General features: G+C 63.0%; 16 protein-coding genes and 1 pseudogene. 11 read left to right on the top strand and 6 right to left on the bottom strand.

Annotated elements, in window-relative coordinates; all coding sequences use genetic code 11:
* Positions 1-17: 17 nt before the first annotated feature.
* The 8 genes from GSQ92_RS02865 to GSQ92_RS02830 all read left to right on the top strand — a co-directional run bounded on the left by GSQ92_RS02865 (position 18) and on the right by GSQ92_RS02830 (position 9211).
* Positions 18-1061: an ABC transporter permease gene (locus GSQ92_RS02865; RefSeq protein WP_158804011.1), complete on the top strand. Its 1044-nt coding sequence runs from the start codon at positions 18-20 to the stop codon at positions 1059-1061.
* Complete coding sequence (locus GSQ92_RS02860; RefSeq protein WP_158804012.1) at positions 1061-2026, top strand: ABC transporter permease; 966 nt, start codon at positions 1061-1063, stop codon at positions 2024-2026. Before GSQ92_RS02865 ends, GSQ92_RS02860 begins: the two co-directional genes overlap by 1 nt.
* A gap of 2 nt (positions 2027-2028) precedes the next feature.
* Positions 2029-3546, top strand: a complete 1518-nt coding sequence (locus GSQ92_RS02855; RefSeq protein WP_159012981.1) for a sugar ABC transporter ATP-binding protein — start codon at positions 2029-2031, stop codon at positions 3544-3546.
* Positions 3547-3558: 12 nt separating this feature from the next.
* Positions 3559-4416 carry a cyclase family protein gene (locus GSQ92_RS02850; protein WP_159012980.1) on the top strand — a complete coding sequence of 286 codons (858 nt, stop codon included), beginning with the start codon at positions 3559-3561 and terminating at the stop codon, positions 4414-4416.
* A gap of 84 nt (positions 4417-4500) precedes the next feature.
* Positions 4501-5616 carry a mandelate racemase/muconate lactonizing enzyme family protein gene (locus tag GSQ92_RS02845; RefSeq protein WP_158804015.1) on the top strand — a complete coding sequence of 372 codons (1116 nt, stop codon included), beginning with the start codon at positions 4501-4503 and terminating at the stop codon, positions 5614-5616.
* An 8-nt stretch (positions 5617-5624) separates the two neighbouring features.
* Positions 5625-6629, top strand: a complete 1005-nt coding sequence (locus GSQ92_RS02840; RefSeq protein ID WP_159012979.1) for an ABC transporter permease — start codon at positions 5625-5627, stop codon at positions 6627-6629.
* 46 nt (positions 6630-6675) lie between these two features.
* The gene (locus GSQ92_RS02835) at positions 6676-7713 is read left to right on the top strand and encodes a substrate-binding domain-containing protein (RefSeq protein WP_159012978.1); all 1038 of its coding nucleotides are present in this window, start codon (positions 6676-6678) and stop codon (positions 7711-7713) included.
* 7 nt (positions 7714-7720) lie between these two features.
* Positions 7721-9211 (top strand): sugar ABC transporter ATP-binding protein, encoded by a 1491-nt coding sequence (locus GSQ92_RS02830; RefSeq protein WP_159012977.1) that lies wholly within the window; start codon positions 7721-7723, stop codon positions 9209-9211.
* Between the two features lie 50 nt (positions 9212-9261).
* Here the strand turns inward: GSQ92_RS02830 and GSQ92_RS02825 are convergent.
* The 4 genes and pseudogenes from GSQ92_RS02825 to GSQ92_RS02805 all read right to left on the bottom strand — a co-directional run bounded on the left by GSQ92_RS02825 (position 9262) and on the right by GSQ92_RS02805 (position 11260).
* Positions 9262-10368: pseudogene (locus GSQ92_RS02825) on the bottom strand (SDR family NAD(P)-dependent oxidoreductase).
* A gap of 50 nt (positions 10369-10418) precedes the next feature.
* Positions 10419-10706, bottom strand: a complete 288-nt coding sequence (locus GSQ92_RS02815) for a hypothetical protein (protein ID WP_158804021.1) — start codon at positions 10704-10706, stop codon at positions 10419-10421.
* An 8-nt stretch (positions 10707-10714) separates the two neighbouring features.
* Entirely contained in the window at positions 10715-10999 is a 285-nt protein-coding gene (locus GSQ92_RS02810; RefSeq protein WP_159012974.1) for a substrate-binding domain-containing protein, read from the bottom strand.
* A 3-nt stretch (positions 11000-11002) separates the two neighbouring features.
* Positions 11003-11260: a hypothetical protein gene (locus tag GSQ92_RS02805; RefSeq protein WP_159012973.1), complete on the bottom strand. Its 258-nt coding sequence runs from the start codon at positions 11258-11260 to the stop codon at positions 11003-11005.
* Between the two features lie 354 nt (positions 11261-11614).
* On the opposite strand from GSQ92_RS02805, the gene GSQ92_RS02800 reads away from it, so the two are divergent.
* Together GSQ92_RS02800 and GSQ92_RS02795 are read left to right on the top strand one after the other, a co-directional pair.
* Positions 11615-11923 (top strand): acyl-CoA dehydrogenase family protein, encoded by a 309-nt coding sequence (locus GSQ92_RS02800; protein WP_159012972.1) that lies wholly within the window; start codon positions 11615-11617, stop codon positions 11921-11923.
* A gap of 129 nt (positions 11924-12052) precedes the next feature.
* Complete coding sequence (locus GSQ92_RS02795; RefSeq protein ID WP_159012971.1) at positions 12053-12790, top strand: hypothetical protein; 738 nt, start codon at positions 12053-12055, stop codon at positions 12788-12790.
* Between the two features lie 93 nt (positions 12791-12883).
* Here GSQ92_RS02795 and GSQ92_RS02790 read toward each other — a convergent pair whose 3' ends face one another.
* Positions 12884-14455: a DHA2 family efflux MFS transporter permease subunit gene (locus GSQ92_RS02790; protein WP_159012970.1), complete on the bottom strand. Its 1572-nt coding sequence runs from the start codon at positions 14453-14455 to the stop codon at positions 12884-12886.
* Positions 14452-15588: an HlyD family secretion protein gene (locus GSQ92_RS02785; RefSeq protein WP_254066542.1), complete on the bottom strand. Its 1137-nt coding sequence runs from the start codon at positions 15586-15588 to the stop codon at positions 14452-14454. Before GSQ92_RS02785 ends, GSQ92_RS02790 begins: the two co-directional genes overlap by 4 nt.
* Positions 15589-15815: 227 nt before the next feature.
* On the opposite strand from GSQ92_RS02785, the gene GSQ92_RS02780 reads away from it, so the two are divergent.
* Positions 15816-16754, top strand: coding sequence for a LysR family transcriptional regulator (locus GSQ92_RS02780; protein ID WP_159012969.1), 939 nt, complete (start codon positions 15816-15818; stop codon positions 16752-16754).
* Positions 16755-17029: the final 275 nt, after the last annotated feature.

Genomic DNA, 17029 nt, shown 5'->3' with positions numbered 1-17029 from the left:
AGATCATGGATATTTCGATGCCATCTGACGGACCCGCCGCCGCATCCCTGGATGCATCCGACACCACCCTGACGCCTTCGCCGCGCGTACGGCGTGTGCGCTTCTACCTGACAAACGAATTCGGCCTCGTGCTGCTGATCATCATCTTCGGCGCTGCCTTCACTTTCGCGGTGCCGCGCTTCCTGTCGCATTTCAATCTCTTCATTCTGGGGCGCACGGCGGCGGAGAATATCGTCATCGGGTTCGCGATGATGGTCGTGGTGGTCACCGGCGGCCTGGATCTTTCCGTCGGCGCCATCGGAGTCTGCGCCGCCATGGGCGGTGGCTGGCTGATGCAGGTCGCGGGTCTGCCCTGGCCGCTCGCCGTCATCGGCGGGCTGCTGCTGGGCGCGGCGCTCGGCTTCGTCAACGGCTGGGCGGTCGTGCGCTCGGGTCTGCACAGCTTCATCATCACGCTCGCCAGCATGAGCATCTTTTTCGGCGTGATGATCTTCATTACCCGCGCACAGGCCTTCCGCAGCATTCCGCTGAGCTTCGCGAGCTTCGCCCATATCCGCTACTTTGGCTTCATCTCGCCGCTGCTCCTTCTGGCGGTCGTCATCATGCTCGCGCTCGTCTATCTGTACAGGCTGACGGCTCTGGGGCGGGAGATGCTGGCCGCCGGCGCGCGGGCCTCGGCCGCGGAACTGTCCGGTGTGCGCGTCAAGCGCGTCATCATCCTCTGCCACATGCTGGCGGGGCTGCTCGCGGGCGTTGCCGGCCTCATGCTCGTCGCACGCAACGATGCGGCGATCCCCTCCATGGCCGGTCAGCTCGGCCAGGACTGGCTGCTCCCCGCCTTCCTCGGGCCGGTGCTCGGCGGAACGCTGCTCTCCGGCGGGTTCGTCTCGCCGCTCGGCACCTTGCTCGGCTCCTTTCTCCTCACGCTGCTGACCAATGGCCTGCTGCTTCTCCAGATCGGCCAATTCTGGGTCGAGGCGGTGCTGGGCCTGCTCCTCCTCGTGGCCGTTCTGCTCGATCAGGCGCGGCGCAGCTTCATCGCGCGGCGGAGGATGATCTGATGCAGTTCCTCTCGCGCTATGGGCGGACGGACTGGTTCGGACCGCTTCTGGTGACCATCCTGGCCGCGATCATCGTCGGCTCGCTCAGCCCCTCCTTCCTCTCGGCCTTCAACATTCAGGTTCTGCTGCTGGCGGTCGCGATCAATGCGCTGGTCGCCTATTCGCAGATGATCATCATCGCCATCGGCGAGATGAACCTCTCGGTCGGTGCCATCGGCGGACTCGCCGCCATCAGCTTCGCGGGGATGATGCAGGTCTGGCACATGCCGATCCTGCCGGCGGCGCTGCTCGGCATTCTCATCGGGTTATTGGGCGGCATCATCAATGGCGTGATCATCTCGCTGACCGGGATCTCCGCCTTCGTGATCACCCTTGCCAGCCTCTCGATCTACAAGGGCATCAACCTCGGCATCACCGAGGCACAGCCCTTCTACGGCATCCCGAATCTGGTGAAGCATCTCGGCAATGCGCCTTTCCTGGGGCCGCTGCCCTGGCTCATCATTCCAACCGCGATCGTCGGCTTCGGCCTGTGGCTGATGCTGACACGGCTGCCGATCGGACGTTGCATCCTCGCCGTGGGCGGCAACCGTCACGCGGCCGAGCTTTCCGGCATCTCGATCCGGCTCACCGTCATCGTCGCCCATGCGCTCTCCGGCGCCATCGCGGCGCTGGCCGGCATCCTGCTCTGCGCGCGGCTGCAGATTGGCCAGCCGACGATTGGGGACGACTGGCTCATCCTGTCCTTCGCCGCGCCCGTCATCGGCGGCGCCGTGCTGACCGGCGGGCATGTCAGTGTCGGCGCGACGACCCTCGGCGTAGTGATCGTCGCGATCATCACCGAGGCGCTGGTGCTGTTCAACATCGATCCATTCCTGGTCCAGGTGGTGCTCGGCGTGCTGATCCTCTGGGCGGTCGGTATCAACCGCCTGCGGGAATTCCGCCTCAAGCCGCTGAGGAGGGCCTGAGCATGGCGGAGTTCCTGTTCGAGGCGCTCGGCATCTCGAAATCCTTCCCCGGCGTGATGGCGCTGCAGGACGTCTCGCTGCAAATGCGCGAGGCCTCGATCCACGCGCTGCTGGGCGAGAATGGCGCCGGCAAATCGACGCTGATCAAGATCATCACCGGCATCCATCGCCCGGATGCCGGTGAGCTTCGTTTGGCCGGAACGCCGATCGAGTTGACGAGCCCGCGCGATGCCATGGCAAAGCGCATCGGCGTCGTGCATCAGGAACGCAATCTCATTCCGCGCTTCTCGGTCGGCGAGAACATCTACCTGGAGCAACTCGCGGGACGTCCGCTGAAGCCGCTGCGCTACCCCGAGCTCTACCGTCAGTCGCGCAAATGGCTCGACCTTCTCGACCTCGATGTTGATCCGGCGACGCCGGTCTCGCGGCTCAGCGTCGCCAAGATGCAACTGGTGGAGATCGCCAAGGCACTGGCGCTCGATTCCCGCGTGCTACTGCTAGACGAACCAACGGCCTCGCTGACGCCGCACGAGACTGTCACTCTCTTCAAGGTCCTCAAGCGCCTGCGCGATGATGGCGTCAGCATGCTCTTCGTCAGCCACAAGCTGGAAGAAGTCGGGGAACTATGCGACCAGGTCACGGTGCTGCGCGATGGCCGCAATGCCGCGCACAGCCAGCCGCTGCAGGGCCTCGGGCGGCAGGATCTCGTGCAGCTCATGATCGGCCGCAAGGAGCAGATCGCGGATTGGCCGGCGCGGAATTTCGCTGCCGCGACGCCGGCTCTGGCGCTTAAAGGTGTCTCCACCATCCTCGGCCACCGCGACATCGACCTGACGGTGAAGCGTGGCGAAATCCTCGGCCTCTACGGACTCGTCGGGGCGGGCCGCACCGAACTCGCGAAATGCATCATCGGGCAGTTCGCCGTGACGGAAGGCAGCGTTGAGATCCAGGGCAAGGCGGTGAAGATCGCTTCCGTCGCGGATGCCATTCATCGCCACGGCATCGGCTATGTCAGCGAGGATCGCAAGGCGGAGGGGCTGATCCTCATGCATTCGGTGCTCGCCAATGCCGGCATCACAGTCTGGCGCAATCTCGGCCGCCATGGTCTGCCGCTGACGGATGGGCGTATCCGCAGCAGGATCGAGCCTTTCGTGCGCCGGTTGGAAGTCCGCACGCCTTCTCTGGCGCAGCTCGTCGGCAATCTTTCGGGCGGCAATCAGCAGAAGATTAGCGTTGCCAAATGGCTGGCGGCGGGGGTGAAGGTGCTCATCGTGGACGAGCCCTCCGTCGGCATCGACATCAAGACCAAGGCTTACCTACACGAATTGCTGCGCGAATTGTCCGATACCGGCACCGCCGTGTTGGTGATCACCAGCGACATGCCGGAGATGATCACGCTCGCCGATCGTATCGCGGTGATGAATGATTACCGCATCGAAGGCACCATAACGAATACCCGCGACTACGAAGAAATGAGCAGCCGCATCATGTCGCTGATCCATCGAGTTGAGGCGGCATAAGGGAGAGGCATTATGGCAGAGATCGCTACAAGCGTGGTGGAAAAGCCGCCATTTGGTGCGCTTTCTCGTATCGACAATGCCGCGGTGAGGGCGGCGCTGAGTATCGCAAAGCGCGGACGAGTCTTCGATCTCGGTTTGGAATTGAACACGCGTATTCCACACAATCCGGACTTCGTTCGCTTCTCACTTGCCTTCACGCAGACGCCGGAGGGGACGGGTGCGGTCTCGCCCTTCCAGTATTCCGCCGAGGCTATCTTCGGCGCCCTGCATATCGGCACGCATATCGATGCGCTCATCCATGTCCAGAAAGACGGCCGGATCTATGGCGGCCATCTCGCCTCGGAATCGCGGAACGATCGCGGCTGGACGCGTTACGGCATCGAGACGGTGCCGCCTATCCTGGGGCGCGCCGTGGTGCTCGATATTCCGTGCCTCAAGGGGCTGAACCGGCTGCCCGACCGCTACGAGGTTACTGTCGAGGATCTGAAAGCGGAACTGACGCGCACCGATAGCGAGATCCGCAAGGGCGACATCGTCATCGTTCGTACCGGCAAGATTCAGGATTTCGGCGATGAGGCGGCGTTCCAGGCGGCGGAGCCGGGCGTCGGCCGAACGGCGGCGCTATGGCTCTATGACGCCGGCATGGCAGTGCTCGGCACCGACACGACCGGGACCGAACCGCTGCCGTTCGACGATCCTGCCGTCACGACACATGGCGCGATGCTAACTGAGTCCGGCGTGCATCTCATCGAGAATCTCAATCTGGAAGAAGTGTCCCAAGCGAATATCCGCGAAGGATTCTTCGTTGCCCTGCCGCTGAAGATCACGGGCGCGACCGGTTCCTGGCTGCGGCCGGTTCTGGTTGTGTAAGATCGCTGTAAATGACATCGAGTTTCTAGAATTTGTCCGAGCGCATGGCGATCCCTCCGCGCTCGTTTCCACCGAGGAGGCAATATGAAGATCCGGTCGGTCGAGCCGTTCATCCTGCATGTTCCGCTCAATGTCGCGTCGATTTCGGACTCGACGCATACCATCACGCATTGGGGCGTCGTCGGCACGCGTATCACGACGGAGGACGGGCTGGAGGGATACGGCTTCACTGGAACCCACGCGCATCTTCCCTCGGATCAGCTCATCACGCGTTGCATTTCCGCCTGCTACGCGCCGCTGCTGATCGGTGAGGATGCGTCGGATGGCACGCGTCTCTGGCTCAAGCTCGCGCGCAATCCGGCGTTGCAATGGGTGGGCCGTGCCGGCATCACACAGATCGCGCTGGCGGCGGTCGATATCGCGCTATGGGATCTGCGCGCCAAAGCGGCACGCATGCCGCTGTGGAAGCTGCTCGGCGGCGCAACGACGGAGAAACTTGAGGCTTACAATACAGATATCGGGTGGCTCTCGATCCCAAAGGACACGTTGCTGGAACGCAGCCGCCGCGCGATCGAGGAGGAGGGCTTCCGCCGCATCAAGCTGAAGGTCGGCCATGATGATCCAATGATCGACCTCGATCGCCTCGAAGCCGTGCGGAAGGCGCTAGGGCCAAACGTGACGATCGCCATCGATGCCAATGGTCGCTGGGATCTGCCGACCTGCCAGCGCTTCTGCGAGAAGGCCGAAGCCGTCAGCCTGCACTGGTTCGAGGAGCCGATGTGGTACGATGACGTCCGGTCCCATGCCATCCTGGCGCGCTCAACCCGCATCCCCATCGCGCTCGGCGAGCAGCTCTACACGGCCGAGGCCTTCAGCACCTTCATCGATGCGGAGGCAGTGCAGTATGTGCAGCCGGATGTGACGCGGCTTGCTGGTATCACGGAATACCTCCAGGTGGCCGATCGGGCGCATTCCAGCCGGCTGCCCGTTGTCGCTCATGTTGGTGATATGGGGCAGGTGCATGTGCATCTGTCGTATTCGCACCCGGCGACGACGATGCTGGAATACATTCCCTGGATCAAGGATTGCTTCGCGGAGCCGATCCGTGTCGAGAATGGCTATTACTTGCGGCCCGAGATGCCAGGCGCTGGTGCCACGCTGACAGCGGCAGCGATCGTGTCCTACGCGAAGCCGCTCTGAAACCTGCGATGACAACCACGCCGAACGACAGCGAGAGAGGGTGGATCAGGCGCAACACCCGTAGTGTGTTACGCTTCGAGGAACTCGGCATCCTCGGCGCCATGGTGCTGTTCTTCGTCGTCGGCACGGTAAGCAGCCCGTATTTCCTGACGGTCAACAACCTCGCCGGCATTCTCCAGAACATCACCTTCCTGGGTTTCCTGTCGATCGGCGTCGGGCTCGCCTTGATGGCGGGCGAGATCGACATCTCCGTTGGCTCCGTCTTCGGCCTAACGGCTGTGGTGTCGGCGATGGTGATCAAGGCGGGCTACCCCATTACGGAGGCAGCGGCGCTCGGCGTGTTGACAGGGCTTGCCTGCGGCCTGGTCAATGGGCTCGTGGCACAGCTCATCCGAGTACCCGTCATCGTCGTCACACTGGCGACACTCGGCATCTATCGCGCCATCGCGCTGGCACTCGCCGGCGGGTCGCCGGTCGGCGGCCTGCCCGCGAGCCATCTGTTCTTCGACATCTTTGGCCAAGGTGCCGTCGGCCAGATCTCCTTCATCACCATCCTCTTTCTTGTCGTCGCACTGGTGGTCGAGATCATCCTGCGCTGCACCTCATCAGGTTTCAGATTGCTGGCGATCGGCAGCAATCCGCAGGCGGCGCATCTCGTCGGCTTTCATGTTGAACGGACGCGCATCCTGCTGCTTGCTTTCTCCGGCCTGATCGCCGGGGTATCGGGCGTCTGCTCCGTCGCCTATCTCGATACCGCCGGACCAACCGCCGGATCGGGCTATGAGCTCAGTGTCCTCGCAGCCGTCATCATTGGTGGCGTCAAGCTGAGTGGCGGACGCGGTTCCATTCTCGGTGTCCTGCTGGGGCTTTGCGTCATCGGCATTTTCCAGAACCTCGTGGTTCTCTGGGGTATTTCGCCCAACTGGGCGCAGGGCGTCTCGGGTCTCGTGCTCATCGCCGCCATGACATTGACCTGGCTCGCCGGCGGCGGCGGGCGTTCCACGGCGGCATGAACACGACCGCCGGCCAAATATCGCAACGAACAAAGGGAGGATGCCAATGACCGAAGATAAGCCCTCGCTGCAACTGGAACGCCGGAACTTCGCCAGGTTGCTCGGCGTCGCCGGTGCGGTCGGCGCGGCGACACTTGGCGGCGCCGTCACGGCCCGTGCCGCCGACGCTCCCGCCTGGAAGGACTGGGTCGGGACCTTCTACAAGAAACCCGTCAAGGTCGCCGTTTCCTGCGCCGGCACCACCAACCCTTATTTCGCCGCCACCAAGGCGGGCGCGGAAGATGCCGGAGCCCAGCTTGGCATCGACATGCTCTGGACCGGCGTGCCGGACGGCAATACCGTCAACCAGATTTCGCAGTTCCAGCAGCTCGTGAATACCGGCTACGAGGCGATCGTCGTGATCTCCTTCGAGCCGGATGCCTGGATCGCACCGATCCGCAAGGCGGTAGCGAATGGCGTGCTTGTCCTCACCGCCAATAACGACACGCCGAAGAGCGCGCGCGAACTTTACTTCGGCCAGGATCTGGTCAGCGCGGCGGTGGTCCAAGGGCAGATGCTGGCCAAGCTCGCCGGCGGCAAAGGCAAGGTGGCGATGACGAACTGCGCCCCCGGCTCGCTCGCGCTCGATCTGCGCGTGCAGGGCGCGCGACAAGGCGTCACCGCTGGCGGGATGCAGGATGTCGGCGTCTATAACACCAACCCTGCCGACATGGCGAGCGAGCTCGGCACCATCCGCGACATTCTTCGTGCGCATCCCGATCTAGCGGCGATGATGCCGCTCTGCGGCCCTGACACGGCGGCGGCTGGTCTCGTGCGCAAGAACCAGAAACTCGATCTGCCCATCGTCGGCACGGATCTGCTCTATCAGACGCTCGAGCTGATCCGCGATGGGCATGTCAACGCGACCATTGGTCAGCAGCCCTATCTGCAAGGCTATCTGCCGGTGATGTATGCCTATCAGCGCGCGGTTCTCGGCGCGCCGAAACTCAACCTGCCAGGCGGCAACTATTATCTCGCCAACGAGATCGTGACGAAGGACAATGTCGCGGAGTATCTCGTCCGCGAGGCGCGCTTCCGGGGATGATGACGGCATGCTGACCGCCGAGGGGATCAGCAAGCGCTTCGGCAGCATGGCGGCGCTTGAGGATATCTCGCTCACGGTGAATGCAGGCGAGGTGCATGGGCTGCTCGGTGCCAATGGCGCCGGGAAGTCCACGCTCATCCGTATTCTGTCGGGTGCCATCCGTCCTGATAGCGGCAGTCTGCGCGTCGCCGGGCGCGAGGTGCCACTCGGCTCGCTGGCCGAGGCGCGCCGGGCCGGACTCGTCGTCGTGCACCAGGAGCTGATGCTGTTTCCGGATCGCTCGGTCGAGGAAAACGTCTTCGCGAGTGTGCTGCCGACGCCGCCCTTCCGGCTGATCAGCCGCCACGCCCGGCATCGCAAGGTGGCGGCGGCGGTGGAGCGACTGGGCGCGGTGCTGGACCTCCAGGCACGTGTCAGCGACCTGCCGCTGTCCCGCAGGCAACTGGTGGAGATCGCCCGCGCGCTCTGCGCCGGCGGCACTGTGCTGGTGCTGGACGAGCCCACCTCCGCGTTGTCGCAGGCTGAGGCGCACGGTCTCTTCGATGCGATCCGCCTCATCACCGCGCAGGAGGCCGCCGTCATCTTCGTCTCCCACCGGCTGGACGAGGTTTTCGCGATCACCGATGCCCTTACCGTCCTACGGGATGGCCGCGTCGCGGGCCGCTGGCGCACGGCGGATGTCGATATCCCCACTATCACGCGCGCGATGGTAGGCCGCCTCGCCGATGAGCGTCCGCGACCCGCCGGTAGCGCGAGCGGGGGTGCCGCGGCGATCTCGATACGCGGCTCCGCGCCGGGCCTCTCAGATCTCGACCTCTCGGTGGGCGCTGGGGAGATCGTCGGTCTCGCGGGTCTCGAAGGGTCCGGTGTCTCGACTGCGCTGGAGATGCTGGGCGGCGTCCTGCCTGTACGCGGCCAGCTGGAGGTGAAGGGCAAGCCGGTCACCTTCAGGCATCCGAGCCAGGCGATCACGGCTGGCGTCGTCTATATGCCGCCTGATCGCAAGAAGGCCGGGCTGTGGCTGGACCGCGACGCGAGCGTCAATATCGGGGCCGCGGCGGTCGCGCGCATGGGCGCGCTGCGCGGGCTCGGCCGGGCGACGCTTGACTTGGCCGCCAAGACGCGGATGGCGGAGGTCGGCGTGCGCGCCGATGCCCTGCGTGAGCCGGTCGCCCGGCTCTCCGGCGGCAACCAACAGCGCGTGATGCTGGCCCGCGTGCTGGAGGCACGGCCGCAGGTCCTGTTGCTGAACGACTTCACCCGCGGCGTCGATGTGCAGGCGAAGGCGGCGATCCACGCGCTGGTTCGTGGTCTCGCTGATTCTGGCATGGCGATCTGCGTCACCTCCTCGGATTTCGAGGAACTGCTGGACGTCGCCGACCGCATCGTCTGCATGTCCGCCGGACGCATCGTGGCAAACCGGCCTTCGGCGGATTTCGACAAACTGAGCCTTCTGGCGCTAGCCTCGTCAGGAGCTGCTACCGCCGCCGTCGCTTGACCACTCGGTCGCCGTTTCTTCGAGCGTTGGAAAGAGGGTATCAGCGCGTGTCAGCGAGAGGCTGCGCTGATCGCGTGCTTCACCCAGTTCAGACGCGCGCCGGGAACCAAGCCATAATTGTAGAAGTTGATACTCTGCGCGCCCGCCTTGCGCGCAGCGTTGGCTCGGGTCGCGAGATCCGCCGGGCTGCGCATCTCGGGGTAGAAGACGCGAAAACCGGTGCCGAGATGCCTGTCCGGACCCACAGCGGTCCTATTCTGAGCGATCAACTCGGTGACTTGATCAGGCGTCATGTCATAGCCACAGATAATGGCGCCATCGCAGGCCGCCGCAGCCGCCTTTACATCGCAGCCTCCCAGCCAGCCCTCTTTCAAGTCGATCAGGTAGATTTTTGTGCTGGGCGCGGCATGGTCACGGATTTCACCGATAAGGCTGGTTACCGGCTCGAAGCGCCATTTGACGAAGTCGTACACCTCGGGGTGAGGCTGGAAGACGTCCAGGCCGGCGGAGAGGAACTCCGGCCAGCGTGACGCCGGTATGGCCCGCTCGCAGGCCTCGGTGATCCAAAGCTTCACGGTGGCGCGCGCTTTTTCACCATCGACTCCCGCCATGGCCGCTCGAGCCAGACAGGCGGGGCAGAAGCAAAGCGAGAGCAAAAAATCCTCATCTGCGGTGAGGCCGACGCCATCCTTCTCGTGGTGGAACCCGTGCGTGATAGGGTATCGACTGGGCGCCTCCGCCGGTCCGGGCACCGACCGACGAAATATTGACGATACGGCCCCCTTTTGCGCCGACATTGGGCCGATTGCTTCCTGGCAGGCAAAGAACACGCTGGAGAGGTTGAGATCTATGGCACTGCGCCACAGCGCTTCCGTAGTCTCCGCCGTCGGCACGCGCTCGACCATGTCACCGGCATTGTTGACGAGGATCCGCAGGCCCCCGAAACGTTCCAGATGGCGCCGGAAGATCACGGCGACACCCTGTCGCTCGCGCAAATCGGCCTGCACGGCGAGCGCGGTACCCCCGGCCGCCTCGATGCGCGCAACCTAGCTCTCAGCGGCGATTCTATTGGTGTGGTAGGAGAGGGTCACGGCGGCGCCGGCTGCGGCCAGTGCTTCGGCGATGGCGCCACCGATGCCACCGCTGCCGCCAGTCACCAGCGCCGTCTGTCCCCGCAGATCCGTGCGCGGAGCAGCGAAAGTCTCGGTCACGGCTTGGCCAAAATCATGGCTTGCAGGGAGGTGCGCGTATAGGGCGGGTAGATGAAGCCGTCATCCGGGAAGTTTTTGCCGCTCTCCAAGATTGCCGCGAGATTGGCATTGGTGATCATCGGGATCGGCACGTCGATCGGAAATTTCACGTCCTTCCCCTGCTGTGCCAGCACGCCCGCCAATATCGCCATGGCACCCATCCAGTTGGGATTGCCGACCGCCATGGCGTTCAACTTCTTCTGCGACCACGTATTGAGGAACTGCTTGCTATTTTCGCCGGTCATCGGAGGGATCAGCTTGCCTGCGCGTCAATGCCGGCAGGGCCGTTCAGCACGAGAATCTTACCCTTGCCGCCCAGCGTGTCGATCAGCCAGTTCGCCGTCGCGTCGCCCCAGGATTTGGCGCTTACCTCGATCTTCGTCGTGAGTTGATCCGTATGGATCGGGCTGTCAAACGAGATAACCGCGATGCCTTTGCGGCAAGCTTGGCCGACGACGCGATCAAGCGCGGTGGGCGATCCAGCATCGACGATGATGACATCGGTATTGGCGTCGATCATCGCCTGGATCTGCTGCATTTGCTACGTAACATTGCCGTTCGCATTTTGGATCGTGAAAGACTTCAGAAGGCCGTCCTTCTTCAGATCACGCGCCATATCATTCATGGTCTGCGTCGTCTGGGTCATCCAGGTGGGAGCGAGATAAATATCGGCCCAGGACACGGTGTAAGGTGGTTTGTGAGGCTGGGTAATACATTTCGACATCGCTTGGGCGGCAGAGGCGCCGGCAAGAAGCGAAAGACCCATTACAGCGGCCGCAAATGACCTTGTAAGACGCATGCTCATTTCCCTCTAACTTCCCAAGGTCGGCCGAATCTCGCTGTCAGCGCGAGTCCGACAGCCACCGTATCGTGCACCCTGATAGGCTGGACACTCGTCCCGCGAGACCGAAGAGCACGCAAAAAGCTGTATCTGGCATCAGACTTAACCGGTCACTGATCATTGCAGTAAAGCCCGGATTGACCTGAGCCTGAGGCTTTCTGTCGCCTTTCTTGAGAATGCCAACGGACTCCCGGCCGAAATTTAGGCACATTGGCAGTTTTCAGTCACGTCCGCCAACGGACCCAACAATTGACGTTGGCCGGGTATCGTTATGCCCATAGACTGCGCGAGAACCACAAAAAGACTGTCGTCATGATCTCTTCCGAAGTTGCACGCGAGCGCGCTACCGCTTTAGTCCCTCATCTGGCCGAGCGCGCCGCACGCTGCGAAATGATTCGGCGATGTCCCCAAGAGACTGTCGACGAACTCTATGAAGCCGGTCTGATGCAAATGATGCAGCCGCTGCGCTACGGTGGGTCTGAACTCAATCTCGACGTGGTAGCAGACGTTGCCATGACGCTGGCCGCCGGCTGCGCGTCTACTTCCTGGGTCTGGATGAACCTGGCTACGCATTCCTGGAACATTGGGCAGTTCAGCGAGGAGGCCCAGGACGACATTTGAGGTGTGGATCCGCGCGCGCTTGCTGCTACCGGCCTAGCATTTCCATGTGGCCGGGCCAAGCGCGTCAGCGGTGGCTTCCGACTGAGCGGCCGCTGGCCCTTCGGTAGCGGTGTTGACGCGGCGAGCTGGTTGCTGGTCGGTGCGCAGATAGAGGGAACGGATGCGCCGCTAGAACGATGGATGTTTCTTGTGCCAAAGGACGACTTTCGGAGCCTGGACAACTGGCACTCCTTCGGACTGGCTGGAACCGGTAGCCACGACGTTGAAATCCGGGATGTGTTCGTACCAGAACATCGAAGTGTTCGGCCGGAAATACTCGCCGCGGGCCGCGAATGTCCCGGAGCACGGATTAATCGAAGTCCGGTTTATCGACTTCCGGCGTACTCCGCTTTCGGCTTTGCGTTGAGCGCCGTTCCGCTCGGCGCCGCCCGGGCCGCGCTAGATCAGTTCACCGCGGGCGCTCGCACGCGTGCAAGCACGTTCAGCGCCAGCCGGATAGCCGAGATGGTGCCAGTGCAGTTGCGTGTGGCGGAAGCGGCCGCGAGCATCTCCTTCGCCGAAACCGCCTACTGGACCGATCTTCGCGAATTAGTCGCTCTGACCGAGAGCGGGGAGGCCGTTGGCGACGATGCCAAATTGCGTTGGAAGCGCGATCTCGCCTTTGCCGTGACCTTGAGCAAGCGGGCAGTCGAGTTGCTTTTGTCTGCCAGTGGAGGTGCCGCCCTATCCACACATAATTCGCTTCAACGCAACTTTAGAGACGTCTATGCGGCATCATCTCATATAGCCCTCACCTGGGATGTACAGGCTGCGATGTACGGGCGTCATGCGCTTGGCATAGCGATGGAGCCCGGTGCGCTGATCTAACTCGCGCCGAGCGCTGTTCTCCAGAGGGTCAGTCGATCAACTGTGTGAAGGCAGCGGATAGGATCCGGCTATGCGCGCCGCATGAGCCATAGACTAATGTGCGCCGGCGCCGGAGGCGGCACCCTTTTTCAGCAAGGCAACTATTGCAACGGCGACGAGCAGCACGACGCCGAGCAATGCGAAGCAATCGGCGTAGCCCATGATCGTCGCCTGGGCGCGGATCGTGTTGCCGACGGCGATGATGGCCCGGTGCAGCGCGCTCGCCGGGTCGGGGAAGCCATGTGACATGAAGTATTGCTGCAAGTCGCTCAGCCGGCTGCGCGTCGCCGGCTGGAGCAGCGAGACATCCGGGGTGATAATGGCCGAGTGAAACTGCTCACGCTTGGTGAAGAAGGTCTCGATCGCCGCGGTGCCGATCGCGCCGCCGAGATTGCGCGTCATGTTGAAGAGCCCCGACGCGCCACCCGCCTCCTGGGGCGCGATCCCAAGCATCGCGATAGCGGAAAGCGGGGTCATCACGATCGCCTGACCGATCGCGCGAACGATGTTCGGCCAAAAGAGTTGCGGCCCGGCATAGTTCTGGTCGAGCGCCATATTCATAAAACAGCTCGTGGCGAAAAGCAGAAGACCGGTGCCGATGAGAAAACGCGTATCGACCCGCTTCATCAAGAGTGGCACGAGCGGGATTAACAGCAGTTGCGGCAGACCGGTCCAGGCGATCACCTCTCCGGCCTGCTCGGAGTCAAAGCCCTGCGTGACGGCGAGATATTGCGGCAGCAGATAGGCGGAACCGTATAGCGCGAAACCAAGCAGGAAGTTGCCCAACGTGCCGAGGCCAAAATTACGCCGGCCGAGGAGCCGCAGATTGACGAGCGGCTGAGGCGTGATGAACTCAAGCACCACGAAAGCACCGAGCGCCACCGCCGCCACGAGGCTTAGTTTGACGATGAAGGGCGAGCCGAACCAATCATAGACATTGCCGTCATCGAGCACTGTCTGGAAGGCGGCGAGACCGACGGCCATCAGCGCGATGCCGCGCCAATCCGCCCGGCGCAACAAGCCGAATTGCATCGCCGACTTCGGCAGGCCGTACCAGAGCGCGGCGAGCATGACCGCGCCGGGCACCAAGTTGATGTAGAAAATCCAGGGCCAGCCGTAATTGTCTGTGAAATAGCCGCCGATGGTCGGGCCGATCGCCGGCGCGAAGGTCGCGGTCACCGCGTAGCCGGCCAGCCCTAGGGGGTGCTTAGAGCGCGGCAGCATGGTCATCACGATGGTAAATGCCAGCGGGATCATGACGCCGCCGGCGAAGCCCTGCAGAGCCCGCAGCACGACCATCTCGCTGAGGCTGCTGGCCTGGCCGCACAGCACCGAGAAAAGCAAGAACAGCACCACGTTGCAGAGCAAATAGCGCCGTAGGGAAAATACCCGGCTGAGGAAGTCGGTGAGCGGGATGACAATGATCTCGCCGATCAGGTACGCGGTCGAAATCCAGGTGCCATAGACGCCCCCGGTGCCGATGCCGCCCTCGATATAGGGGAGCGAGGCGCTCGTGATCTGGATGTTGAGCACCGCCATGAAGGCGCCGATCAGCGCGCCGCCGACGGTGATCCAGGTCTTGAGAGAGACCGTCGGCTCGCTCGCACGATCCCCGGTCGCGGTCATGACGCGCTCGCTGCCGCCCGTACGCGGAGCGGTGGTTTTACGTCGATCGTCGGCTCCGCCGACATGCCCGGGCGCAATAGGTTCGCCAGCGGATCACCGGCATTGACGACGATCTTGACCGGGATGCGCTGGACGATCTTGGTGAAATTGCCGGTAGCGTTGTCGGGCGGCAACAGAGCGAATTCCTGGCCGCTCGCCGGCGCGAGGCTATCGACGTGTCCGTGCACCACCATGCCCGGGAAGGTGTCAACGTCGATTAAGACCGGCTGGCCCGGACGCACGTTGGTCAGCTGGGTCTCCTTGTAATTTGCGGTGATGTAAATCGCCTGGAGCGGCACCACCGCCATCAGCTGGCTTCCGGCTTGAACGTATTCGCCGACCCGCAAGGTACGGACCCCGATGGTGCCGTCGACCGGGGCAGTGATCGTCGTGTAGCTCAGATTGAGTTCGGCCTGTCGCTCACTTGCCTGTTGCCGGGACAGCGCCGCGTTGGCTTGGGCGAGCTGCGCCTCCAGAACACCGATCTGCGTCTCGGCGGCTGCGACGACCGCGGTGTCGTGCTGCGTCGTGGCGACTTTCTCGTGAATATCGGCTTGTGCCTGCTGAGCCCGTTGCACCGTACCCCAGCTATCCTTGGCCAATTGCGTATAGCGCTGGAAATCCTGCTGCGAAAAAACGAGTGCCGCCTGATCCGACGCGATCTGACGGGAGTCCTGCTCGACCACGAGCTTTTGTTCGGCGATCTGCTGGCTCCAGGTGTCAATGCTGGCCTGCGCCGCCGCGACGTTCGCGCGCGCCCGATCGAGCGACGTCTGATAGTCGCGCGGGTCGATCCGGGCGAGCACTTGGCCAGCCTTGACCGCTTGGTTGTCGTCGACCGGAACCTCGGAGATGTATCCGGTTATCTTGGGGCTGATGAGGACCGAATGCGCTTCCACGTAGGCGTCGTCGGTCGAGATCAGAAAGCGGCCCGTTGTCCAGTAGTAATGGCCGTAATCCGCCGCGACCGCGAGAAATACCAGCACCGCGCCGGCGATCAGCGCCTGCTTGAGCGACCAGCGGCGGCGCCTGGCGGTCTTGGCCGCGGTCAAGTCCTCGGGCTCAGCATAGCCAAGGAGTTGCGAGCCATCCATTGTTCGTCTCCATTCCTACCGCGGCGACACTGCCTCGCAATGTGGCCAAGCGCGTCCAGGCGGCCCTCGGGATCGCCTTTGGCCCCCGGGTTTGGCGGCCGGCATGGGCATTCCACTCGGCACGCGGAGATCCTGGGTTCGGGTCACCAGATGGAGCCTGCGGCACTGTTTGATAATACGGCGTCCACCGCATAGACTGTTCACTACTGCTTCACAGTCGGTGCCCAGTGGATCGTTTCGATAGCTTGCGAGTCTTCGCCAAGGTCGCGGAAGTCGGCAGCTTCGCCGGAACGGCGGCGCGGCTCGACATTTCGCCGAGCATGGTCAGCCAGCATGTGAGGGCTTTGGAGGAGCGGCTCGGCGTGCGCCTCCTCAACCGCACCACGCGGAAGGTGGGACTGACCGAGATCGGGCGCGAATACTATGAGCGCTGTTCGCAGATCCTGGCCGAGCTTGACGAGGCCGATCTAATCGCGAGCGCATTACAGTCTACGCCACGCGGCCGGTTGCGAATCTTTTGCGACACAAATATCGCCCGCTTCATTGCACCGGTCGTGGTGCGCTTTCTCGAGGATTTTCCCGAAACGGTGATCGATCTGCGGTCTGGCGACCGGATGAACGATCTTGTCGAGGCAGGGTTTGATCTTGCCATCCGTGCGGTCGTGCCTCCGGATTCTAGCCTGATTGTGCGGCGTTTGGCCGAGTGGCGCCATACCCTGTGCTGCGCGCCGCGCTACCTTGAAAATCATCCGTCACCCGCGCGCCTCGCTGATCTCGCCAACCATAATTGCCTGCGCTACGCGTATTATCCCTTCGGCGATGAATGGCACTTCACCGATCGAGACGGAAAACCGGCCGCCGTGCGCGTATCCGGCAATCTGGTAACCAGCAGCGCCCAGGTGCTTCACGCGGTTCTCGTCGGCGGCGGTGGTATTGCGCTCGCCGCGCCCTTTATCGTGGAGGAGGAACTTAAAGCGGGCACATTGATCTCGCTTTTTCCCGAATACCTGCCGGTTGAGTTTGCAATCAACGCAATCTATCCCCACCGCCGCTATCTGGCGGCAACGGTTCGCACCTTTATCGACAGGTCGGTCGAGCGGTTCGTCGAACATCAGCGATGGCTGGGCGCCCTACGCTCTGAGGAATTGCCAGCAACGAGAAGCTGACCGTCGGCTCGTCCATCGGGGAGCCACGTTTTCTTGAGACGGGATCCCCTCACGCACCACACCGGTGTTCGAGCGACGGAGGCGACCCGGGCGCCAGCTTGCACTGCCGCACGAAGTGGGAGCGTCTCGTCGTGACTAGGCACGGTCTGGATTCGGGCCGAATCGCAATCCCCCGGTTCTAGCCAGCGCCTCCATTGCTATGGGATGGCTCTCATATGCCCAAGGCAAAAGATTGACGGATCGGCCGTCGTCTGCAACCGTTCGGCGGCCATTAG

Origin of the sequence: Acidisoma sp. S159 (genome assembly GCF_009766125.1) — a bacterium.
GTDB lineage: Bacteria > Pseudomonadota > Alphaproteobacteria > Acetobacterales > Acetobacteraceae > Acidisoma.
The sequence above is the reverse complement of the archived record's forward strand: the minus strand, read 5'-3'. Positions and strand labels throughout refer to the sequence as shown.